15 protein-coding genes are annotated in these 22,348 nt (G+C 32.9%); 9 read left to right on the forward strand and 6 right to left on the reverse strand.

The window, feature by feature from the left end; all coding sequences use genetic code 11:
* On the reverse strand, positions 1-377 hold a 377-nt coding region (locus HY951_03295; GenBank protein MBI5539057.1), incomplete at its 3' end, for a hypothetical protein.
* Between the two features lie 42 nt (positions 378-419).
* Here HY951_03295 and HY951_03300 point away from each other — a divergent pair.
* Positions 420-776: a hypothetical protein gene (locus tag HY951_03300; GenBank protein MBI5539058.1), complete on the forward strand. Its 357-nt coding sequence runs from the start codon at positions 420-422 to the stop codon at positions 774-776.
* Here HY951_03300 and HY951_03305 read toward each other — a convergent pair.
* The gene (locus HY951_03305; protein ID MBI5539059.1) at positions 773-3,277 is read right to left on the reverse strand and encodes a hypothetical protein; all 2,505 of its coding nucleotides are present in this window, start codon (positions 3,275-3,277) and stop codon (positions 773-775) included. The two genes, HY951_03300 and HY951_03305, sit on opposite strands and share 4 nt — an antisense overlap.
* Positions 3,278-3,534: 257 nt before the next feature.
* On the opposite strand from HY951_03305, the gene HY951_03310 reads away from it, so the two are divergent.
* The 4 genes from HY951_03310 to HY951_03325 all read left to right on the forward strand — a co-directional run bounded on the left by HY951_03310 (position 3,535) and on the right by HY951_03325 (position 7,839).
* The gene (locus HY951_03310) at positions 3,535-4,665 is read left to right on the forward strand and encodes a phage integrase SAM-like domain-containing protein (GenBank protein MBI5539060.1); all 1,131 of its coding nucleotides are present in this window, start codon (positions 3,535-3,537) and stop codon (positions 4,663-4,665) included.
* The gene (locus tag HY951_03315; GenBank protein MBI5539061.1) at positions 4,646-5,788 is read left to right on the forward strand and encodes a site-specific integrase; all 1,143 of its coding nucleotides are present in this window, start codon (positions 4,646-4,648) and stop codon (positions 5,786-5,788) included. Before HY951_03310 ends, HY951_03315 begins: the two co-directional genes overlap by 20 nt.
* Positions 5,789-5,914: 126 nt before the next feature.
* Positions 5,915-7,027, forward strand: coding sequence for a site-specific integrase (locus HY951_03320; protein MBI5539062.1), 1,113 nt, complete (start codon positions 5,915-5,917; stop codon positions 7,025-7,027).
* Positions 7,028-7,044: 17 nt separating this feature from the next.
* Complete coding sequence (locus HY951_03325; GenBank protein ID MBI5539063.1) at positions 7,045-7,839, forward strand: hypothetical protein; 795 nt, start codon at positions 7,045-7,047, stop codon at positions 7,837-7,839.
* A 60-nt stretch (positions 7,840-7,899) separates the two neighbouring features.
* Here HY951_03325 and HY951_03330 read toward each other — a convergent pair whose 3' ends face one another.
* The 3 genes from HY951_03330 to HY951_03340 all read right to left on the reverse strand — a co-directional run bounded on the left by HY951_03330 (position 7,900) and on the right by HY951_03340 (position 9,079).
* Positions 7,900-8,427, reverse strand: a complete 528-nt coding sequence (locus HY951_03330; GenBank protein ID MBI5539064.1) for a hypothetical protein — start codon at positions 8,425-8,427, stop codon at positions 7,900-7,902.
* Positions 8,428-8,494: 67 nt separating this feature from the next.
* Positions 8,495-8,692, reverse strand: a complete 198-nt coding sequence (locus HY951_03335; protein ID MBI5539065.1) for a hypothetical protein — start codon at positions 8,690-8,692, stop codon at positions 8,495-8,497.
* A 39-nt stretch (positions 8,693-8,731) separates the two neighbouring features.
* Positions 8,732-9,079, reverse strand: a complete 348-nt coding sequence (locus tag HY951_03340; protein MBI5539066.1) for a helix-turn-helix domain-containing protein — start codon at positions 9,077-9,079, stop codon at positions 8,732-8,734.
* A 1,648-nt stretch (positions 9,080-10,727) separates the two neighbouring features.
* Here HY951_03340 and HY951_03345 point away from each other — a divergent pair.
* From HY951_03345 to HY951_03360, 4 genes are all read left to right on the forward strand, one after another.
* The gene (locus HY951_03345; GenBank protein ID MBI5539067.1) at positions 10,728-11,138 is read left to right on the forward strand and encodes a hypothetical protein; all 411 of its coding nucleotides are present in this window, start codon (positions 10,728-10,730) and stop codon (positions 11,136-11,138) included.
* Positions 11,139-11,160: 22 nt separating this feature from the next.
* Positions 11,161-18,423 carry a PKD domain-containing protein gene (locus HY951_03350; GenBank protein ID MBI5539068.1) on the forward strand — a complete coding sequence of 2,421 codons (7,263 nt, stop codon included), beginning with the start codon at positions 11,161-11,163 and terminating at the stop codon, positions 18,421-18,423.
* A gap of 100 nt (positions 18,424-18,523) precedes the next feature.
* Positions 18,524-20,224 carry a T9SS type A sorting domain-containing protein gene (locus HY951_03355; GenBank protein MBI5539069.1) on the forward strand — a complete coding sequence of 567 codons (1,701 nt, stop codon included), beginning with the start codon at positions 18,524-18,526 and terminating at the stop codon, positions 20,222-20,224.
* Between the two features lie 58 nt (positions 20,225-20,282).
* Entirely contained in the window at positions 20,283-22,097 is a 1,815-nt protein-coding gene (locus tag HY951_03360; GenBank protein MBI5539070.1) for a T9SS type A sorting domain-containing protein, read from the forward strand.
* 17 nt (positions 22,098-22,114) lie between these two features.
* Here the strand turns inward: HY951_03360 and HY951_03365 are convergent, their stop codons facing one another.
* Positions 22,115-22,348 (reverse strand): hypothetical protein, encoded by a 234-nt coding sequence (locus tag HY951_03365; GenBank protein ID MBI5539071.1) that lies wholly within the window; start codon positions 22,346-22,348, stop codon positions 22,115-22,117.

Below are 22,348 nucleotides of genomic sequence, written 5' to 3' on the forward strand. Positions count from 1 at the left end.
AAAATCTTTTCAACTCCTTCCGGCTCTTGTTCCGGTTCTTTTTTGTCAGTTGTGTTTTTAGCGGAAGCGGATTCCTTTTTCGGTGGACTGGTCTTTGAGATTTTCCGAACAGCTTTCTCTGCTTTCTTTTCGATTTCTTTTTCCTTATCCTGTTTTATTTCAGATTTGGGTTTTTCCGGTGGATTCTTTTCCAAGTATTCATTCAGCTTTTGAATATAAGCATCTACAACCCTTTTGATATTTTCATTTGAGTTGTATGCAGACCAGTTATTTGTTGCAGCTCCTTTAGTGAGTTTGTCACCGTTCTTTAACGCTGCCGGTAATTTATCGAAATCAATGTTTCGGGTTTGCTCGATGTAATTAGATGTGGTTATCATAATTTTTAGTTTTGATTTTATAACTTTGAAAAAATTTGAATCATGCAATTGAGATTTAACAAGGAAACCAGTAAGCATACTCTCATGTGTGAAAAGATATTTTTCTTATCCGTTGTTTTTAAGAAAGGGGATGAAAAAAATGCTTTTGTTAACCTTGCCTGGGAGAGTGAAGAAGGTAAACCATCCTTAGTAAAGAAAAAGAAACAATTAAAACTCAATTCCTTTATTGACATGTACGCTCCTAAAACGGCAGGAAAATTAATTCTCAGAAAAGATAGTCCGCAAGGCTGGATAACATTCCCGGACATTATCGGAGAACTGAAAATCAGTTTCCAGAACAGTCCTGATAGTACTGTTAATCCTGAGTTTGATGTTATAATTGAGTTTATCATAGCTTAAATCGATAATAAATCAAGTTCAACTTCCAATGCCAGTGCTTCCAGTTCCAATTCACTCATAGATGGAGCCAATGAAGGAGTTTCCGGTATTCTGGGTTCTGTTGCCTGAACATCTTCCGACTTAAATTCAAGCAGGTAATTCAATTTTGCAAATTCAGCAGCCCTGTCAGATACAGTTCTTCCTTCCACCTGTAAAGCAGATTTCTTTTGTTCAATTTCAACACGAAGGCTTTTCCAGCGTTCAGAGTTTACTTCACCTCCATAAAGTTCGGATTTCTTTATTACAGCTTGTTTTTCGAGTTGATATGTTTCAAGCACTTTGGCAAGGTCGCTGTCAATAGAATATCCTTTGGGTTTTAATATTGTGCGCTCTGTTTTCCTGACTTTGGAAACGTATTCTTTAAAATATTTTAAATACCAAGAATGGTCAAAATAGATACTCAATGTACTATAAGAATTTTCAATTTTTCTCCCGATTGCAAGTACATCCTTATCCTCAAAGGTGGATGAGTTCAGGAACGTTTCCATATCCTCTTTAAGTTCTTTTGCTTTCTTATAAATCTTGGCTTTTGTACTTTGTTCTGATTCCGGTTCAGCTACGGAAATATTTTCAAAATATTCAGAATTAATAAGGCTTTCGTAGAATTTACGGATAGCATCGAGAGATTCTCCACGATAACGGTTGTATTCCTCAATATCGGATTTTACTTCTTCAATCATTTCAATTGCCCTGCCTGCTTTTGCCATTTCACGGTTGAGTTGTTCTTTCTCCTGGTCGAAAAACATTCTTACCAAACGGTCAACATCTGTAATTAAAGCAAGTTTAATTTCTTCAGGGTCGAGACTTTCCAAATCAAGTACATTTCCACGATCTCCTTTAAACCAAATGTCATTTATCCGGCTTGTTTTTTCTTCGAGTTTCTGAAAGACAAAAACATCCATTGAATCCTGCACCAATGGCATTACAATACGCACATAAGCATAACGGTTGCCTTGTCTCCAGATACGTCCTTCTAACTGACGAATATCAGTAGGATTCCATTCAGGATAACAGTCATAAATTACCGTTCCCTGCTTTTGTAAGTCTATCCCTTCACGGATGGTTGCAGTACCAATAATCACTTTTACTACTCCTTCCAGAAAGGCTTCTTTTATAGTTTCTTTCCGGTTGTCGTTTATTTCGGAACTGATAATTTCTACTTCATCAACTTTGGTTTTATCGAACATTACACCCTTTTTAAAACCAACTTCATTTTCGAGGTATTGTTTAATTAGTTGAAAAAACTGTTTCCCCCGATTCATGTAAATAACCTGACCGGAAACAGATTCTCCACGTTGTTCGTGCCAATCCTTTACAGACTGAATACAATCCATGACATATTTAATTTTCGGACTTTCATTTACAAATTCATTGTAATCTTCCGGTGAACCATTCAAGAGAAATGGTGAAAGAGCATTGTCTAAAGAGTAAGCTAATGCCCGGAATAAATTACCCATATCTAATTTTCCGGCTGTTGATTTTTTTGCCATTGCAACAATACTGTTCTGATTCTCCCTTTGTTTCGGGGTCATGTTGATATAGGTTAGAACCTGCTTTTCATGTTCTAATCGTTCACGTTTTCCGGCAACAGCATTATATAACATCGGAAGGTTAATCTTTTTCGGTCTTTTTACTCCGGCTTCTTCTCCTGTACGGTAAAGAATATGATTGTAAATGAGTTTTTGAAGTATTCTGCGGTTGGTAAAGGATTTGATGACTTCCTTTTCTACAATTTCTTCTTTGTAGTTTGCTGTCCATTCAACAGTAGGTAATACAAACAGGTCAAAAAATGTATCAATGTTGTAGATTCCGCTTTTGTTTAAGCTCTCATAAGCAACTAATGAAAGCATGGAATAAATTTCGAGGGGAGAGTTGGTAAAAGGCGTTGCAGTCAGGAGCATGGTATTTCTGCCGAATTTCCGCTGAATATAGTTCAGGATGAGAAAAGCCTTCTGTCCGGTTTCGGAGGTTGCAGATTGAATATTATAGCGTTTATTTCCGTCTTCGTCCGCTTTTACATTACTGAATACATTTTTACAACGATGAGCTTCATCAATAACAACGTAGTCCAATCCCAGCAAATCCACATCGGCAACCGTATCTTTTAAACCGACACCAATCATTTCACGGAATTTCTGATATTCTATTTCTTTATCTCTGGCAGATTTTTCTTTGCTTTGTCCTAAAATATTGACAAGTTCAACAAATAGTTCATCGGAAACCGAATCACCAAAGCCCAGCTTTTTAAACCCTTCGTAAGTAACGATTGTAATGGATTTTTCAGGAACAACTTTATTCAGGTTGATTCTTTTGACAACATCAGTTCCCAGATTATACCAATCGTTTAGGGTGATTCCGGTATGAGAAAGTATGCCGGAAATGAACTCACCGGATTTTTTATCTTCAAATCCGAATATTTCATTAATCCATTTTTTATAAGTTGGTTTTGGTACTACAATCAAAGGTCTTTTACATTTACCGGAATAAATAAAATTAGCCAGAGAAGCTATGGCACAGGCAGTTTTTCCGACACCAACATCAAGTGTGCATATATTTTGTAATGCTGTTTAATATTTACTCTATTCTTTATTAAGGCACTATCACAGCGTATTACATAATTTTACACAAAACATAAATTTGCTTTTCAGAGTAAAGTTTTGTATCATTGCGTTACCTGAGTGTTACCCACGAGTGACAAATGGTTAAAAGTGACAAAAAAATGATTACGATACGCTATAAGCCTTTACGCAACGGAGAATACAGCATTTATCTGGACATTTATTCTATCGGAAAACGGGAACGGAAGTTTCTTGGTCTTCGTTCATCCAAAGACTACTCAAAAACAAAATTTATCTCCAAAGAAGATTTTGATGCTGTAGAAAAAGCCAGAAAAATGGTAAAGGAACTTTCAGGTGAAATACCGGAAATAACAAATCCTGATAAAAATCTGAACAAAAAAGAAACTGCACCCTCTTTTATAGAATTTATCCAAGCGACCAAATTATCACCATCTAAATCTCCGTTACTCATAAAACATCTGCAATTATTCATCGAAAAAAAGGATATTTCATTTAATGTAATCACTGAAAAGTGGATAAAGAACTTTGAAACGTATCTTAATAAACAATTAGCAGAATCTTATGTTAACGAGTTACTTTTAATATTACGGAATTTATTAAATAAAGCTGTTAAGTCAGGTTTTCTCAGCACTAATCCATTATCAGGATACAAGTATATCAAACATAGCAATGACAGACCATTTCTGACAAATACTGAAATTGAAGATTTGTCCATAACTTCAATACCAAATCCACTCATCCGGTTAGCCTTTTTCTTTTCCCTTCATTCCGGTCTGACTTGGGAACAGGTAACAACATTAACATGGGAACAAATAAAAGTTGAAAAGGGAAAGAAAAAAGAAAAATGGACAGTTACAATTAATGGATATTTAAACCATGCCGTTTATACTAATGAACTTTCAGATTCTGCTGTTGAAATTCTGAAAGAAATAGCTTCAATAAAAGTTTTTCTACATAAAATAAGACTTAGCGATAAATTTCAAACAGATAAAAACGTTTATTTAAACGTTAACGAACTTTCAGGAAACGTTTTTAAACATTTACCGAACAAGCCAAATGTTAATATCAGTCTTCGTTTATGGGGAGCAATGGCAGGAATTAAAAAAGACGTCTGTTTCAGTATGGCACGTAATACCTACGCCATGAAACAGGTTGAGAACGGAGCAAGAAAACAACAATTGAAACGTTTATTAAACGTTTCCAGAGCTTATAATATCAGTATTTACGAAAGAATGGGTAAAAAAATAGCTTATGATAAACCTACGGTATAAAAAACTCTCAACTGGAAAATTCAGTATTTACCTTGATTATACTATCAGGGGTAAAAACGGAAAATCCCATCGTGAATATGAGTTCCTGAAAATTCATGTATCGAAAGATTACAGCCATTCCAAAAGAATAACAACTGGAGATAAGCCATTGATGGAACTGGCTCAAAGTATCCGTTCAAAAAGGGAACTGGAACTCTATGGAACCGTTAAAGGACTAAATGCAAGTTCCAAAAGAGTAAATGTATCCTTGTTGGCATTTGTTAAGAAAGAATATATACGAACCAATCGAAATAGTTACCTTGCTTTCAGTAAGCATATAGAAAAATTTTCCAAAGGTAAGGATATCCTGTTTTCAGATGTAAACACGTTTTTTATTGAAGATTTTGCACAATATCTTAAAAAACTAAATTCTCACAACACAGTAATTCTTTATCTGGAAAACCTGAAAACAATTCTTAACAGTGCAATCCGTCAGGAAATAATTGCAGTAAATCCGTTTATACGGTATAAGATTCCTGTAAAACAGGATACTGACCGTACTTTTCTTGAACTACATGAAGTAAAAAAACTGAACGAAACACCCTGTAACTGCGAACCGCAAATCAGACAGGCATTTTTATTTTCCTGCTTTACCGGTTTACGTTTATCAGATATAACAACATTAAAGAAGGAACACATCCAGATAGATAAAGACAAAGACGGTAAATCGTTTCATGCATTAGTTATCAGACCAATTAAAACTACCCAAACATCCGGTCAGCTTTTAAAAGCTCCATTATCAGAACAAGCCGTTAAAATCATCAAAGAAGTTAAAAGCAGTTCCAAAAGTGATTTGGTATTTGATGCATTACCACACAAACAAATAATAAACAACTGGCTGAAAAAATGGGCAAAAGCAGCAGAGATTAAAAAAAATCTGCATTTTCATGCAGCACGACATACTTTTGCTACACTTTGTTTAACTTCCGGTATAGACATTTATACTGTTAGCAAGCTATTAGGACATACCCGTATTGATGCAACACAGATTTATGCCAAAATCATTGACGAAAAGAAACAAAAGGAAGTAAAAAAGTTTCCTTCATTCATGGAGAGAAAAAAAGTAAAGAAAGTAATTAAGTGATTGAGTTATTAGGTAATTAAGCAAATAACATAATAACATAATAACTCAATAACATAGTAACTTAATAACTCAATAACCAAACAGCGAACCACAAACAATAAACACTGAACAATAAAACAAAATGTTATGATACATGTTCGTTACAAATCACTCAAATCAGGTAAATACAGTCTTTACCTTGATATTTTCTCAACAGACGATCAGGGAAATCAGAAACGCCAGTATGAGTTTTTGAAGCTTTATACACAGAAAGATTACAGCAAACTAAAAAATATCATTGCAGACGATAGAAATGTTGTTGATCTGGCTGAAGACATTCGTAAAAAACGGGAAATGGAGCTGACCGGAGAAATCAAAGGATTACGAACCAAACAAAGAACAACTCATCAGTCGGCTCTTGAATATCTTCGTGCCTTTCAAAAAAAGAAAGGAGATTTTCATATAAAAAGTCTCATTTATCATCTGGATAATTTTACCGAAAATAAGGATGTAAAGTTCATGGATATTACCCCTGAATGGATAGTTCGATTTCAGGATCACCTCGTAACACGAGTATCGCATAATACGGTAAAGGGTTATCTGAAAATACTCAGGGCAAGAATAAAAGATGCGTATCGTCAGGATATAATCACAATCAACCCATTTGATAAGTTTGATATGCCTCATGAATTGGAAACAAGAAGAACAACTCTGGATGCAGAAGAAGTGCAAAAGCTTATTGCCACTCCGTTTCCCTCACATCCTCATGTGCGTTTGGTGTTTTTATTTTCCTGCTTTACAGGACTTAGGGTATCCGACTGCGAAGCTCTGCTTTGGGAAGATATTTCCGAAGAGAGGGACAAATCAAAAAAACTGGTACACTTTTTAAATATCCGTCCCATAAAAACACAAAGTACTTCAGGTAAAATATTAGAAGTACCCCTTACCGAATCAGCCGTTGCAATTTTAGATGAAGTGAAACAGGAAAAGAACCGTTCCGAAAAAGTGTTTTGTGATTTTCCAACTCAGAGAAATGCCCGAAATCTTCTTAAACTTTGGGCTGCCAAAGCTGGAATAAAGAAAAATATACATTTCCATGTTGCCCGTCATTCCTTTGCAACCATAAGCCTGACCTATGGAATGGACATCTACACAGTAAGTAAACTTCTGGGACACGTCAACCTTCGCCATACGGAAATTTATGCTAAAATTGTAGATGAAAAGAAACGACAAGAAATCCAAAAATTACCAACTTTGTAATCATAAAAAATAAAAATATGTCAACCAACCTCGATACCTATTTTAGTGAGACTACTGAACGTTATTTTAACCGTTTGGTTAATATTTACAAAAAACGCATGGCTAAAGCCAATGATAAGGATTATGCTCATAATGAATTTACAAATTATTGTGGAGCCATTCTGGAAATTCGTTATAAAGCAAGTGAAAGGGAGGTGATTGTTAATGCACTGGAACATGAATATAAAATCGGGAAAGAATTTGCCCTTGTCATAAAAGTATTGCGGAAAGAAATACATAAACAGATTCTCAATGATACGATTGACTTTATTGAAATAACACAGGATACTAAAACACCGGCATTTGATGAAACCATTCCTAAGAAGAAACCGGAAACTTATTTCATAGATCAATATTCGGATTTGGAATTAGTACGAATGTTTTCAGAATATAAAGCCTATGAAAAGTTTAGTGAGTTTTTGAAATCAGAAAAACTAAATAAAGAAATCGAAAAAAGATTAAAAAAAGAAAAATTTCTCCCTGAAAAAGAAACCGAAGAAAAATACAAAGACTATACAACAGCACGACAGGTTTTAGCAGTTCATTATCTCTTACAATATTACAATGTGAAAAATGTGGACAAAACCGAAATAGCCCGTTTTATTCAGTTTCTCACAGGAAAGAACTTAGATAATATCTATAAAAAAATACAAAATCCCTTTAAGGTTAATGATAAATCAGTAAAAGATGACCTTCGTTTTGTCAGGGAGTATTTTGAAAAGATGGGAATGGCAGAAGTGGTTAAGATGATTAATAGCGAACTGAATTCGTGACTTAAAGAATGTTTTATTAATCTGTTCCAGGAATATCTGGGATTTACTTTTCCTGCAATCTTAATGGTTTCTTGGCGATCTTCCTTTAGCTATGCTAAGTTCATTTTCTAACCGTTGAATTTTCTCGTCTTTATATTTCAACTCATTTTGAATGAGTTTCTGTTCTATCATGGATTCCATTCCTTCAAAGGTTTTCTGTTGAAATTTTTCTCTTTCATCCAACAGTTTACTTTTTATCTCAAGCAAATTATTTTTTTCCTGTAAGATTTCCTTTTCACGTTCATTCAGCCTGATTTCTTTCTCCTGTGATAACTTTTGTTTCATAAAAAGCTGTTCTTCCCAACGCCGAAGCCTCTTTTCGGTATTGGAATCTATCTTATTTGTTTCTAAATCTGACTGTTCCGAAGGGTGAATACATTTTTGTACATCATTTTCATTTTCATCCAGCTTTTCAAGGCAATATTCCATGATTATTAAAGCCAGAGCAGGTTTTTTACCTGTTTTGAATCTGCGTTTTTCCTGTTCGGCCTGTAATCTTTCATATAAGCTCTGTGGGACTTCAAGGCGGATTCCGGTAGTTGTGTTCATCTTTTTTGTTTTTAGGTCTAAAAAGGGACAATAATTATGTTATTGCCCCAGGTAAATTCTTTTGAGGTTAATCTTCTTCTTCTGGATCGAGTAGTTCTGTGAGTTCAAATACTGCCAGACGTTCGTCCGGTTCGTAATGCACATCAACTATAATTTCGTTATCATCATTAACTCCCTGAATATCGTTATTCAGTTCATGATTGCCGATGATTTCTGCAAATTCCGACATTTGTTCTATCGGAACTTCAAAGGTTCTTGTTTTCATCTTTTTGAATTTTAGATTGATTAATAATTGGTAAAAGGATTAGCTTTTCAGATGATCTTTCCTGTATAGGTAGTTTTCTGCTTCTTTTTCGGAATCATAGATGGTTTTTTGCCTTCCGTTTTTCAGCCATTCTTCTATCTGGGAATTTTCAAAAATGAGTTTTTTACCTCTTTTGATGTATGGTATCTGTCTTCGGTGAACCAGACCGTAAATACTTGGAACAGCCAGGTTGAGTTTCTGTGCTACTTCCTGAATGTTTAACAAATCATTTTCTGAATGTTCTTTGATCGGATTCTGACTAAATTCCCTGAGTGCCTGTCGTACTTCGTCCCGAAGCATGTTTCGTATTTCCTGAACCGATAGCTGGGTGAATACTATATTTTCCATTGGATAAAGAATTATAAACTTTCTCCAAAGTTGCTATCAAAAACGCCGTTAGGGTGACCCTACGGGTGTACCCTAAATTTATAAGTGACTGATATTCATGTTGAAAAAACAGTAAATAATCCTGATAAAATGAAAGTGTATTATATAACCATCAGAAATTTGTTGACCTTCAACCGGTAAATATTCAGTTTAAAGCTATTATTTATTATCTCAATACATTTTAAGTGATTTAAAATTCTAAATGCTTTGTATCTGCTTGTGAAACCATAAACAGCTTGTCGAATTTCATTAAAGTTTCATTGATTATTTTGTACGCTTTAAATATTTTCCATGTGCAAAACGAAAAAACCAGGCGATTTTTGGTAAACAAATTATAAAAATCATTGATAAACCGAATTTCAAAATGTACACTTTGTTTTTTTTCGGCAAATTCCAGAATCGCCCTAATAAAAAATCGAAAATTCCAGGCGATTTTTAAAAATCGCCAAAATGAAATGATGAAATTCTCATTTTTCTCTATTATTTCATGGTCGTCTTTCATTCACCAAAGGTAAAAACCAGAATGGGATTAAGAATTTTAAATAAAAAACTATATTTTTCTATTTTTTTTACCGTGTAAACTGAAAAAAGAAATTACAAATGAGAAAAATAAAAAACCCCGCAGTTGTACTTATCGTTCATCCTGCGGGGCAATATCAACCTTTCTACAAAATATGAAAAACAAATATACATAAATAAACAAACGAATTCAATTTTTATTTTTGAAAGATGAACTTTCTTGTTTTTTTACCGCCTTACAATTAATATTCTCAGTGTTTATAATGGATTCAGACGAAATACTTATAAAAAACCCCGCTGTTGTACTTTTCAGTTCAACTGGCGGGGTAGTATTAACCTATTTATAACAAATTATAACACTAAAGAATAAACGGTTTAAAATTGGATATATTGTTTTTTTTTACTTTAATTTTTTGCTGTTTCTGCTTTCATAGAATGATTTAGAAAAAATGATTTTTAGTTATTTTATCCTTTTCAAGTGTGGAAAATTTAAAGAATACAATCTCAAAATCTAATTTATGAGGACAAAACTTTGATTTTTTAACTGAAGAACGTTTTAAAACAAAGATAAAAATCTATTGGTCTTTAAATAACTATTATTCCAGTGTTCAAGTGTTCAAGTCTTTCAATCTTAAAACTACACAAAGTTATCATAAACTGCTTATTGAATTTTATCAATTTTGGGATATTTTTTTAATTTTTATCAAAAAAATCAAGTTGTAGATTTTACTTAAAACCCTGTTATACAATGCATATTATTTAGACTTAAAATATATTACAACAAATACGTATAATTATTCAATTCCTTTATTTATAAATTTATCTTAATTAAAATCAAGTAATACGATTGCAGTTATCACAATTACAGGATATTGTAAGGCATTGTTTTGATTTTTCAATATTTTTTTATTACAAGCTTGGTATTTTATATTTTACCAGTTAATCACTAAAACATGCCAGTTACAAAGTATTGGTAGCCAGTTATGGGATAACAACACCCATCTATAATTTTAAATATATGAATTTGGATTTTGTAACTAACCTTTGTAAATTTGGGAGTAATGAAAAACAACTTAAAACTATATAACCTATGAAAACATTGTTAATGTTTACTTTTGGATGTATTATTTCTTTCTTTTGTACAGCACAGGTGCAACTGATGGACTTAAACGTAATGCCTTTGCAATCTGGTTCAAATACTGATTCTGTTCTGGTGCTTATACAATTAAAAATAAGTAACCCCGCCAATGCACAAAATATTCATTTTCAGTTTGGATCTCAACATGATAATGGGGATGTGATTAATGAAAGTGCTTCTGTAATACTACAAGGTGCTGATTATTATACAAGTTTTAATGGGCGACAGGAAATAATACAAAACCACGACACCCGCATATATTGCAAAATGAGTATGAGTCAATACAATACGTGGCAACATTTAACTGTATATGCTGCAATTCCGGGAGGTGGAAGCTCTAACCATTTATATCAAACACGATAAAATAACATAAAAGATAAATACTATGAAAAAGATATTTTTCCTTTTAGCCGGAATATTCATGTTTATAATAAACATAAATGCTCAAACTATTTTTTATGTTATCAAACCAGGCGACTTCGACCCTTTTATATACCAATATAATTATATTGACAGTCTTTGCGATACAACCATGTATGGAACGTTGCAGTGGGCTGAAAGAAAATCTCTTGACACGCCCGGACCATGCGAAATACGTTTTGCAATTCCCGGAGCAGGACCACATATTATATATTTAAATGGCTTTTTACCCGGAATAAATAAAAAGGTATATATAAATGGGACAACCCAACCCGGTTATCAGGTTGGAAACCCACAAATAATTTTAGACGGTCAAAATACAGTTGTGCAGGGACTTTTCTTTTATCATGCTAATGGCTCTATTATAGAGGGTCTTTATATTAAAAATGTGACTACACAGGGTATTGGCATATCTGGAACAGATAGCTTAACGGTAAAAGACTGTATAATTAATCGGATTTTCAATGGAGCAAGCACTGATGCTGCTATGGGAATAGTAATAGTAAATTCATCATATAGTATTATTCAGGGAAATATTTTTGGAACAGATAATTTAAACTCTGTATTACCTATTGAAGATTATGGTATTTTCATGTGGCTATCTTCAAATAATTCAGTCATTGGTGGTACAGTAGCAGGCGAGTCAAACATTTTCAGAAATTGCGGATTTAGGGCAATTACTATTGGTGCTAATTGTATTTACAATCGCATATCGGGAAATATTATTACAGATTGTCCAAATGCAATTTATCTTGGACCGGGTGCCAATTTAAATAAACCGTCTCCGGTAATAGTTTCAGCAACAACAAATTTTATAACAGGAACATCAGAATCAGGAGATATAATTGAAATATTTGGTAGTACAGGAAATGAAAATGCAAATGAATACTTCACCATTACTCAAACAGATATAAATGGTAATTGGTCAACTTCTTTAAGTACATCTTTTAGTTATATTATTGCTACAGCTACAGATAATAGCAATAATTCTTCTATGCTTTCTGCTTCTTTTCAGAAACAAACAATAACAACAAAATTGATTAGCTCTGATTGTGGATTAACAAATGTTGCATTCAATCAAGATCTAACATCAGAAATAATTTCTGGAGCTGAAAAATATGAGTTTTTTGTTGAGAATAATGATTTAGTTTTTTCTGAAAGTATAACTAAAGGCACAAATGTTTTTAATTTACTTGAAGTATCGGATAATATTCAATATAATACTGATTATTCTATTTCAGTTAGAACAATAATGGATAATGACACTAGTGAATGGGGAGAAGTCTGTTTCATTACTACATGGAAAGAAGAGAAATTTAATGATATTGAAACCATCAGCGAGTTTACGTTACAAAGTAATCCTGAAATAAAGGAAGAAATCGATTATAAAAATCAAATAATTCAAAATTATATTAATGAAAAATCGACTTATTCTGGTCCCAAAAGCACGATAAATTATGTTATACCTGTAGTCGTTCATGTAATTCATAGCGGAGAACCATATGGTACAAACCCAAATATTTCGTATGCTCAGATTCAGAATCAAATCACCGCTCTAAATCAAAAATATGCAGGTGTTTATAGTATTTTTAATGGAACTGAAGATGTAACAATAAGTTTTTGCTTAGCAAGTAATTTACCAGTCGGCACTTCTGAAGTATGGGCAATTGGACCCGGCGGAAATGAATATGGAGTAACACGTAGAAACTCAACACTTACAAATCATGATTTTAATCCCACTGATGCAAATCAATTATTTAATTTAATTCATTTTCCTATAGATCAATATCTTAACATTTGGATTGTTTCAGCTATAGAACCAAATGGAGCAGGTATTTATCAGGGATATGCTCCGCAACCATTACAGTCTAATTTGAATATTTGGGAGTTAGATGGTATTGTAATGAGGAGTACTGTTTTTGGAAGTGATCCAAGTTTTACATTTGGTTATGATCTATATCCTAATAGAAGAGAAGGAGAAATATTAGCTCATGAGGTCGGGCATTATTTAGATGTAATTCATGTTTTTGAGTCTGGTACGTGTGCTGGCAGTAATCCAGCAACTTGTCAAACTGAAGGAGATAATGTTTGTGATACTCCTCCATGTATGGAACCTGCAAGTACTTCATGGTGTTCTGATCCTAACCAAAATACTTGTACAGAAACACCATCTGGACTTGATCCAATTCATAATTATATGTATAAGGCTTGGGACTTTTGTTGGACTGAATTTACAACTGGTCAAATAGAGAGGATGATTTCATGCATTGATCTATTAAGACCCAATCTAGTTACAGAGCAAAATCTTATTTATACTGGGGTAATTAATCCTAATGGATGCATGTCACCTGTTTTAGCAGCATATTTTGATAATCCCTCAATGTCATGTGTGGGTACAAATGTTCAATTTAATTCGGTTCTTGATGATCCAGGCGTTATAGTTAATAGTTGGATATGGGATTTTGGAGATGGAACAAATAATACAACAGATACAGATCCTGTTCACATTTATAATGTAGCAGGTGTATATAATGTTATATTAACTGCAATAAATGGTGGAAATACTGTAGTAGAGTCATCATCTATTTACATTTCACCATGTACAAATATAAATCTTTCACAAGCAAATTGGATATTTGGAAGATATTGTGCTTTAGATTTCCAATCAGGCTTGCCAGTTGTTTCTAATGTAGCATTAACCAATAATACAATTTATAGTGTTGAATCAGCAATAACAGAAAGTGACCCCTTAACAGGAGAACTTGTTTTCTATGCAAGTGGTGAACATGTTTGGAATCGTTTTCACATTGAAATACCATTAGTTGGGGGTCAACCGTTAGGTGGTCATATAAGTTCAAGCCAAATGGTTTCTGTTCCATTTCCAAACCATGCAAATCAATTTTTTTTAATAATGCCAAGAGCTTCAGAACAAGCTTATAATGGAATTAGATATGCATTAGTAGATGCCAATGGTACAGGTAATCTTTTATCGCAAAATCAAATATTAAGTCTATTTCCAGGAGTTACACAAATGTCTGAAGTTATTACATGTGTACCTCACTGTAATGGAATTGATTATTGGGTAATTACACATGGACATTCTAATGACGGTCGTTTTTTTGTTTATCTGGTAACAGAAAATGGAGTCTCAAATCCTTTGAATTTTTCTTTGCAATCACCTGTATCTTACGGCCCATTTTTATTAAAAGGAACAGTAGGGCAACTAAAAGCTTCTCCTAATGGTGAGTTTTTAGCATTGACTATTCAGGGAGTAGGAAGTCCTAATGGTTGTGGTTTGTACCATTTTAATAATTCTACAGGTGAAATTGCTAGTATATGGGAAAAAACAGGTTTATATTACTCTTGTTCATTTGATCATAGCTCTACATATCTTTATGCAACATTTGGAAGTTCATGGCCACCAACTCAATTATTTCAATATGACTTACTTGGAAATCCTTTATTAGTGGCTCAGAATAGTACAAATCCATATAGAAGAATGGGGCTTGGTCCAGATAACAATATATACATAAATAAATTTAATACTAATAACATGCACGTTATTATGAATTCTAATACTCCAACTCCAGTTTATATGCCTGATTTTATTAACTTTTCATCTGTCAGCACCCTGTTAATGCCGATATCAAGTGTTCCAAATATGATTGATGCCGTTAAACCTGCTCCATCTAATCCTGATTTTACAGTTGCAGTTTCCTCTAATTGCATTGATGTTACTGTTGATGCAGATGATTGTTTTGATGGCTACTACCATATATGGAATTTCGGAGATGGTACAATAACAACCCAGAACCCAGGAAATGTTCCACTTCTTAATCATTCATACTCTACTAACGGTAATTTTACAATTACACTTGATTTAGCTTATTATAATTCCATAACTGGGTACCAAATTGTGTATTCTATTCAACATAATGTATATATAGGAGTCCCTATTGTTAATATATCAGGGATAAATACAGCATGTCTGGGTTCAGAAACACATTACAACGCTAATAATTCAGGTGTATGGGCAATAACGAGCGGTTCTGGTAACTTTGTTGGCCCTAACAGCGGTGATAATGTAACTGTTATTTGGAGCAGCACCGGAACGAATTCTCTTTCTTTAACCGTTACCGATCCGTTAAGTAACTGTAGTGGAACAGATAATATTGTAGTACAGGTATTTCCTGTACCTGTTGTTTCTTACACTAATGGTAATTCATGTAATGGAATATGTAATGGTAGTATTTCAATAAATGCTTCCGGTGGAACTCCACCTTATTCATATTACTGGAATAATGGTTTAACAGGATCTAACTATAATAATCTTTGTTCAGGCACTTATGATATTCTAGTAAGCGATGCAAATTGTAGCGCAAATCCTATTTCAATTAATTTATTAGATTATCCTGCTCCCATAATAACTCTTGTAAATATAACTCCATCTGACCCATGCATACCAACCTGTAATGGCTCTATTGACATTTCTGTTTCAGGAGGTGGAGCACCCTATACATATCAATGGGGTGATGGAGAAAACCCGCCTTTCCCAATTACACAAGATTTAAATAACGCATGTGTAAACACTTATATGGTATTTGTTACAAATAGCTTTGGATGTACTGCAATGGGAACATTTTCTGTTCCGTTACCGTTAAATTATCAAACTATTACTTCTATTTCTGGAATAACCCAATCAGGAACTACTACAATTGTAAATGGTAGTTGCACAATTCCATTTGGAAGTACTTTTGAAATTCCGGGTCAATTAACAATAAATGCACTTAGTACTTTAATAGTAGATGGAACTTTGAGATTTACATCTGGCAAGAAATTATTTGTGAGTCCTAGAGCATCACTAGTTGTTAGCAGCACAGGAGTATTAACATCTAATACTGTTTGTCCGGCATTATGGTATGGCGTGTGGGCTGTAAAATCAACAACAGCATTACCTCATACTGTAATTGACATTAATTATGGAACAATCGAAAATGCTACAACAGGAATTTATGCTTCAGGATGGGTTCGTGTTAATTCTCTGGGCGGAACATATAATAACAACAGACAATCCATTTATTTGGTCAATTCTCGTACTGAATTTACAGGTATGCATGATATTTCACTTAATAATTTTAACACTACTTCTGCATCAATGGTGATTCCTTATGCTCAGTTGACGTTAAATAATGCACATTTAGTTAAAATTTCTACGAATATTTTCACTAATTTTAATTCATTATCATCAACGGGTTCTCCTGTAGGTCGTGGTATTGGAATTAATGTTATTGGAACAAATAATCAGATTTATAATGTTAGTTCATGTACGTTCTCAGGCTTGCAATATGGTATAAAGGCCGATTACATGATTGATGTTGATAATAATACTTTTAACAATAATAACCGTGGTGTATTAATTGAAAATACCAACTCATCCGGTTCAAAAATTATTCATAATACTTTTGATGGGAATAAGTATTTTAACAATAATGATATAAATACCTATCCGTGGGGCATAGGTTTGCAGAATTGCCCAAATGTTACTGTAGAACGGAATACTGTGATAAATGGATTTATTGGAATTGGTTTAATTAATAATTCTACCAATGTTAACATTATTTACAATAATGAGATTTATGGTAATAGTGTTGGTCTTGGAGCCTACATGAAAAACAATATGAAACTCACTTGTAACGACTTTGTTAAACCTTCTCCATCAGGATTAGCAAGCACAAATCCCATTAATTTTAACACAAAAGATATAATTGTTAATGCAGGGTCGTTATTTATTAATCAGGATCAGGCATATTGGGCTATAAATCTAGGGATAAGTATCAATTCACACAACCGTTTTACAAAAGGTAAAGATCTTAGTTCGTCACCAGAATATGCGCTTAAATTCAAAATTAAAAATCCTAATCCTATAACATATTATCAGTATTATTTTGGAGCTTATAATCCTACACCTGGAGGTATAAATGATCTTACACGAAATACCCCATTACCTACTTCCTCTGTTCCATACATTACTAATATTGGAAACATTGCCTTGCCTTGGGATAGTTCAACATATTGCAAACCTATAGTCCTGACTTTAAAATCTGTTCATTCATCACTTACTCAGATTGATTCTTTAAAAGATATTGCAGAAAATCAGTTGAATTATTATAATGAAATTGTTGATAATGGAAATACCGATTATTTTTTGTCATTAATTGAAAATCTAAGACCTAATAATTTCAACAGTTCATATGCTATACTTATGAATGCTTCGCCTTATCTTTCAGATTCGGTTCTTATAGCATTTATGACAAATCCTATAAACAAGCCACCACAGAAAACAAATCTTGTACTTGCCAACTCACCTTTGCCTAATAAGGTGCGTTCTTATATTAATCAGATGAATGTTAATAATCATTTTAAATTGGTAATGTGGGCTGCTCAAAATGGAAATAATCTGCGAGAGAATATCGAAAACAGTATTGCAAATAATAACTTTGGAATAGACAGTAAATTCGGAATGGTTTTAACAACCGTATTGAACGATTCATTATACGGTTCTTCAGTTGTTGATTCTGTACTGACTTACGTTCTACAAAGTGGTACGTTAAATGAAAGACTTATTACTAACCCTGTTTTTATCGGAAAAGAAAAGTATTCCGATGCACAATCTAACTTAAATAGTATCTCTTCATTGAATAATACAACTGATTTTCAGATTGATGATTTTATTCAATTACAGCAATTCGAAATACAATTATGTCAGGCTCCCGATTCTGTCAGGAAATCGCTGATTCAGCAAAACGAATCGTGGATAAGCGATATTGCTGCAAATCCTTCACATTTCTGCCAATCATCGGGCTTAAGTCTATTGGAAGAATTATATGATACCACTTTTGCAAGAGCTATTGATTTAGGAGATGATTTTTCGGGAAGATATATACCTGTAAAGCAGGAAGAAACGGTTGAGGAAACAGGATGTGTTTTTATTATTAACCCTAATCCTGCCAACGAAATAATCAGTGTTCTGTTAAATCCTGAAGAAATAACAGGCGAAGAAACAATTTCGATTTACAATTCGGAAGGAAAGAAAGTGAAATTTATTACAGCCGAGAAAAACAGGGGTTTGTATATTATTGATGTAAGCAATCTTATAAAAGGTAATTACATTGTTGATTTAGAAAATAAAGGAGTAATTTTATGTGCCCAAAAATTAATTGTCGAATAAATTGAGAAAAGTTTTTTTCATATTAGTTATTATGTTGTTGGGAGAGTTTTCTTTCTCCCAACAATATTTAAATAAAACTTTTAATATCCCCAATAATGCAATGCATACAATTTTACCTACTGATAGTGGGTATATTTTGGGACTTCGTAATGGTAATGGAATATGTCTTGTAGATTTTCAGGCAAATATTCAATGGATTAAAACTTTTTACGACCAAACAGGAATGTGGGTGTCCTATACAGGAAGTAACTCTCCAAATGCATTAAAAAGTACTGGTCATAATACTTTTATTGCTGGTGGTCTTATGCAAAATGGCGGACCTACTGCCAATAAAGTATTTTCTGTAAAGTATTCAAGTACTTTTGATACATTATATTTAAAGTTATTACTGCAAGATACCGTTACTACAAACAATTATGTTAATAATTCATTTATAAATAACACTGGAAATTATGTTTTTTTTGGACATTCAGGTAACAGTGGTTTGATAATTCAAACTGACACAAATAGTAATTTTTTAGACAGCAGCTTAATATTAAAAGACAATGAAGTAAGCTGGTTTAATGCTGGTTTACAGATGGGAAACTATTATTATTTATTTGGTGGAACATATTGCTATGCACCTGTGCAAGTAACCGGTTTTGATAGATTAGACGGTTGGGTAATAAAAACTGATATATTGGGAAATGAAATATCTGATACTGTTTTTGGAAATCCAATACTTTTCGATTCTGAATTTAAATTTGTATTAATTCATAACAATTTACTTGTTACTTCAATTTCATCTGGAAACATCAAACATTCCAGTGGTGCTATTTTTCTTAGTCCAAAAATATTGATCTTAAATGAAAATTTGAGCCTCAAAAAAGAGATTAAATTAAATGAATCAGTTCTAATAGTAGATACAATGTATCGTTCATATATAGAGCAAATTGTAGTAGATTTCAGAAATAATTTGTTTGTATTAAAAAGAGATAGTAAATTCAATGTGAATACTTATATTAACGGTAACACAACATCTATTGTGAAATTAGATAGTTTATATAATATTTGTTATTCTAGAAATTACACTCATATAGGGGGTCAGTTTAATAGTGAAATTCCATTAACAATGAGTACAACAACTGATGGCGGTTACGTTTTTGGAGGTTTTGTAACAGATTATACTTTAACCCCTTCCCAGCAATCCTGGCTTGTAAAAACAGATAGTTTAGGTTGCGATGGTTTTCACAGTTGTAATGATACTGCTTTAGTATGCCAAATAATACAAGCCCCAGATACAGTTTGCAAGAATGATACATCTTGGCTGCAAGTAAAATTTAAAGGAAGAAGCGCACCGTATTTTATATATGCAAATAATACTCTTGCATTAGATTCTGTTTATTATCCTTATACCTTACCTTTATGGATTGATACTCTTGTGCCATATTATCCAACAACAACAGGAATGCAACAGGTAATTGTAAAAGTAAATGATCCTTGGGGATGGAATCGGACTGATACAGTTCAGATTTTTGTAAAAAACTGTGGAGCAGGAAACATAGAAGAGGTGTGGTATCCTAAAAAGGTGGAAATATATCCCAACCCTGCCACCAATGAATTACATGTGAAAATACGCTCGGTTATAGCCACCCCTGTTTCTATAACAATTTATGATATGCAGGGAAAATCTGTAAAACAAATTATTTCAAAACAAAGTGAAAATATGATAGATATTAGCGAATTGCAGCAAGGAGTTTATGGGGTAAAGGTAAATGGCAATGGGCTAATTTGTAATGAGAGATTTGTAAAAGTAGAATAAGTCATACAGCAAACTCACTTCTAAGAATTAAGTGTGACAAAATTAATTGTCGAATAAATTGAGAAAAGTTTTTTTCATATTAGTTATTATGTTGTTGGGAGAGTATTCTTTCTCCCAACAATATTTAAATAAAACTTTTAATATTCCAAATAATGCAATGCATACCATTTTGCCTACAGACAGTGGGTATATATTAGGGCTTCACGGTGGTATGGGAATTTGCCTTATTGATTTACAAGCAAATATTAAATGGATTAAAACTTATTATGATCCAACTGGGACATGGGCATCATATACAGGAGGTGCTAACCCAAATGCTTTGAATAGTACAAATCATAATACTTTTATTGCAGGTGGTACTATGCAAAATGGGGGACCTACAGCTAATAAAGTATTTTCTGTAAAGTATTCGAGTACTTTTGATACATTATTTTTAAAGTTATTACTACAAGATACCGTTACTACAAACAATTATGTTAATAATTCATTTGTAAACAACAGCGGAAATTATGTGTTTGTAGGGCATTCAGGTAACAGTGCTTTAATAATACAAACGGATACAAATAGTAATTTTATAGATAGCAGCTTAATATTAAAAGGCAATGAAGTAAGCTGGTTTAATGCAGGTTTACAGATGGGAAATTCTTACTATTTATTTGGAGGAACTTATTGCTATGCTCCTGTACAAATAACTGGGTTTGACAGACTAGATGGCTGGGTAGTAAAAACTAATTTACAAGGAAATGAATTAATAAGTGCTGCATTTGGGAATTCACTTTTACAAGATGGAGAAATTAATAATTGCAAAATTATTAATGGTAATAAATTAGCATTTGTAAGTAATAAATCTCTTGAAAAGCTTGCAATTTCAGCTTGGATAAAAATGGTATTTAAGACAGGTTTAACAATATTAAATGATGATTTAACAATTAATAAAGAAATTTATTTTAAACCAAGCGAATTTATTGGCGATTCAATGTTTTTTATTGATGTAACTAATTTATTGTTAAATAATGATTCATCATTTATTTTGTTTGGTACACAAGGTTCAATAAACATTAACTCTACAATAGGCAATAAAAATGGTTTTGCTGTTAAAGTAAATAAAAAGCTACAAATTAAGTACTTTAGAAAGTATTTATATTTACAATCAGGAATACCACAGAGTTTAAATGTTTACTTACATTGTGGTAGTATTACAAACGATAATGGCTATATTTTGGGAGGAATGGTTTCTGATTTGAATTTATCTTCAGATAAATCTTGGCTTATAAAAACAGATAGCCTCGGTTGCGATGGCTTTCACAGTTGCGATGATACCACCCTCGTATGCCAGATATTAAATGCACCCGATACAGTTTGCAAGAATGATACTTCGTGGTTACAAGTAAAATTTAAAGGAAGAAGCGCACCGTATTTTATATATGCAAATAATACTCTTGCATTAGATTCTGTTTATTACCCTTATACCTTGCCTTTATGGATTGATACTCTTGTGCCATACTATCCAATAACAACAGGTTTGCAACAAGTGATAATAAAAGTAAATGATCCTTGGGGATGGAATCGGACTGATACAGTTCAGATTTTCGTAAAAAACTGTGGAGCAGGAAACATAGAAGAAGCATGGTATCCTAAAAAGGTGGAAATATATCCCAACCCTGCCACCAATGAGTTACATGTGAAAATACGCTCGGTTATAGCCACTCCGGTTTCTATAACAATTTATGATATGCAGGGAAAAGTAGTAAAACAAATAACAACAAAACTAAATGAAACAGTAATTGATGTTAGTGAATTAGAATCAGGGGTATATGGTATAAGGATATACGGTAATGGGTTAAATTGTAATGAAAGGTTTGTGAAGTTATAATCTTAATTTGTTGTTTTTCATAAGCCGTATTTATTAAATATTTCTTTTCTCACTGGACAACTGCAGAAATACGAATAACCAAAAGATTGCATATTAAAGCAATGTGTACGCTCAACTGGTTCAACAAAGTGAACAGCGCCATCAATACATCTTACAACCTTGCAACAGTGGTGTGATTCGCTATTAAAACAAGGATATTCCCTTATGCAATTTGTTGTAGTAATAATTTCTTCATTAATTTCTATTTTCAT

Source organism: Bacteroidia bacterium (assembly GCA_016218155.1).
GTDB lineage: Bacteria > Bacteroidota > Bacteroidia > Bacteroidales > GWA2-32-17 > GWA2-32-17.

Excerpts from the sequence above, each read along its gene's own strand:
- HY951_03300 (MBI5539058.1), top strand. The coding sequence starts at position 420 with ATGCAATTGAGATTTAACAAGGAAACCAGTAAGCATACTCTCATGTGT.
- HY951_03310 (MBI5539060.1), top strand. The coding sequence starts at position 3,535 with ATGATTACGATACGCTATAAGCCTTTACGCAACGGAGAATACAGCATT.
- HY951_03315 (MBI5539061.1), top strand. The coding sequence starts at position 4,646 with ATGATAAACCTACGGTATAAAAAACTCTCAACTGGAAAATTCAGTATT.
- HY951_03320 (MBI5539062.1), top strand. The coding sequence starts at position 5,915 with ATGATACATGTTCGTTACAAATCACTCAAATCAGGTAAATACAGTCTT.
- HY951_03325 (MBI5539063.1), top strand. The coding sequence starts at position 7,045 with ATGTCAACCAACCTCGATACCTATTTTAGTGAGACTACTGAACGTTAT.
- HY951_03330 (MBI5539064.1), bottom strand. The coding sequence starts at position 8,427 with ATGAACACAACTACCGGAATCCGCCTTGAAGTCCCACAGAGCTTATAT.
- HY951_03335 (MBI5539065.1), bottom strand. The coding sequence starts at position 8,692 with ATGAAAACAAGAACCTTTGAAGTTCCGATAGAACAAATGTCGGAATTT.
- HY951_03340 (MBI5539066.1), bottom strand. The coding sequence starts at position 9,079 with ATGGAAAATATAGTATTCACCCAGCTATCGGTTCAGGAAATACGAAAC.
- HY951_03345 (MBI5539067.1), top strand. The coding sequence starts at position 10,728 with ATGAAAACATTGTTAATGTTTACTTTTGGATGTATTATTTCTTTCTTT.
- HY951_03350 (MBI5539068.1), top strand. The coding sequence starts at position 11,161 with ATGAAAAAGATATTTTTCCTTTTAGCCGGAATATTCATGTTTATAATA.
- HY951_03355 (MBI5539069.1), top strand. The coding sequence starts at position 18,524 with ATGCATACAATTTTACCTACTGATAGTGGGTATATTTTGGGACTTCGT.
- HY951_03365 (MBI5539071.1), bottom strand. The coding sequence starts at position 22,348 with ATGAAAATAGAAATTAATGAAGAAATTATTACTACAACAAATTGCATA.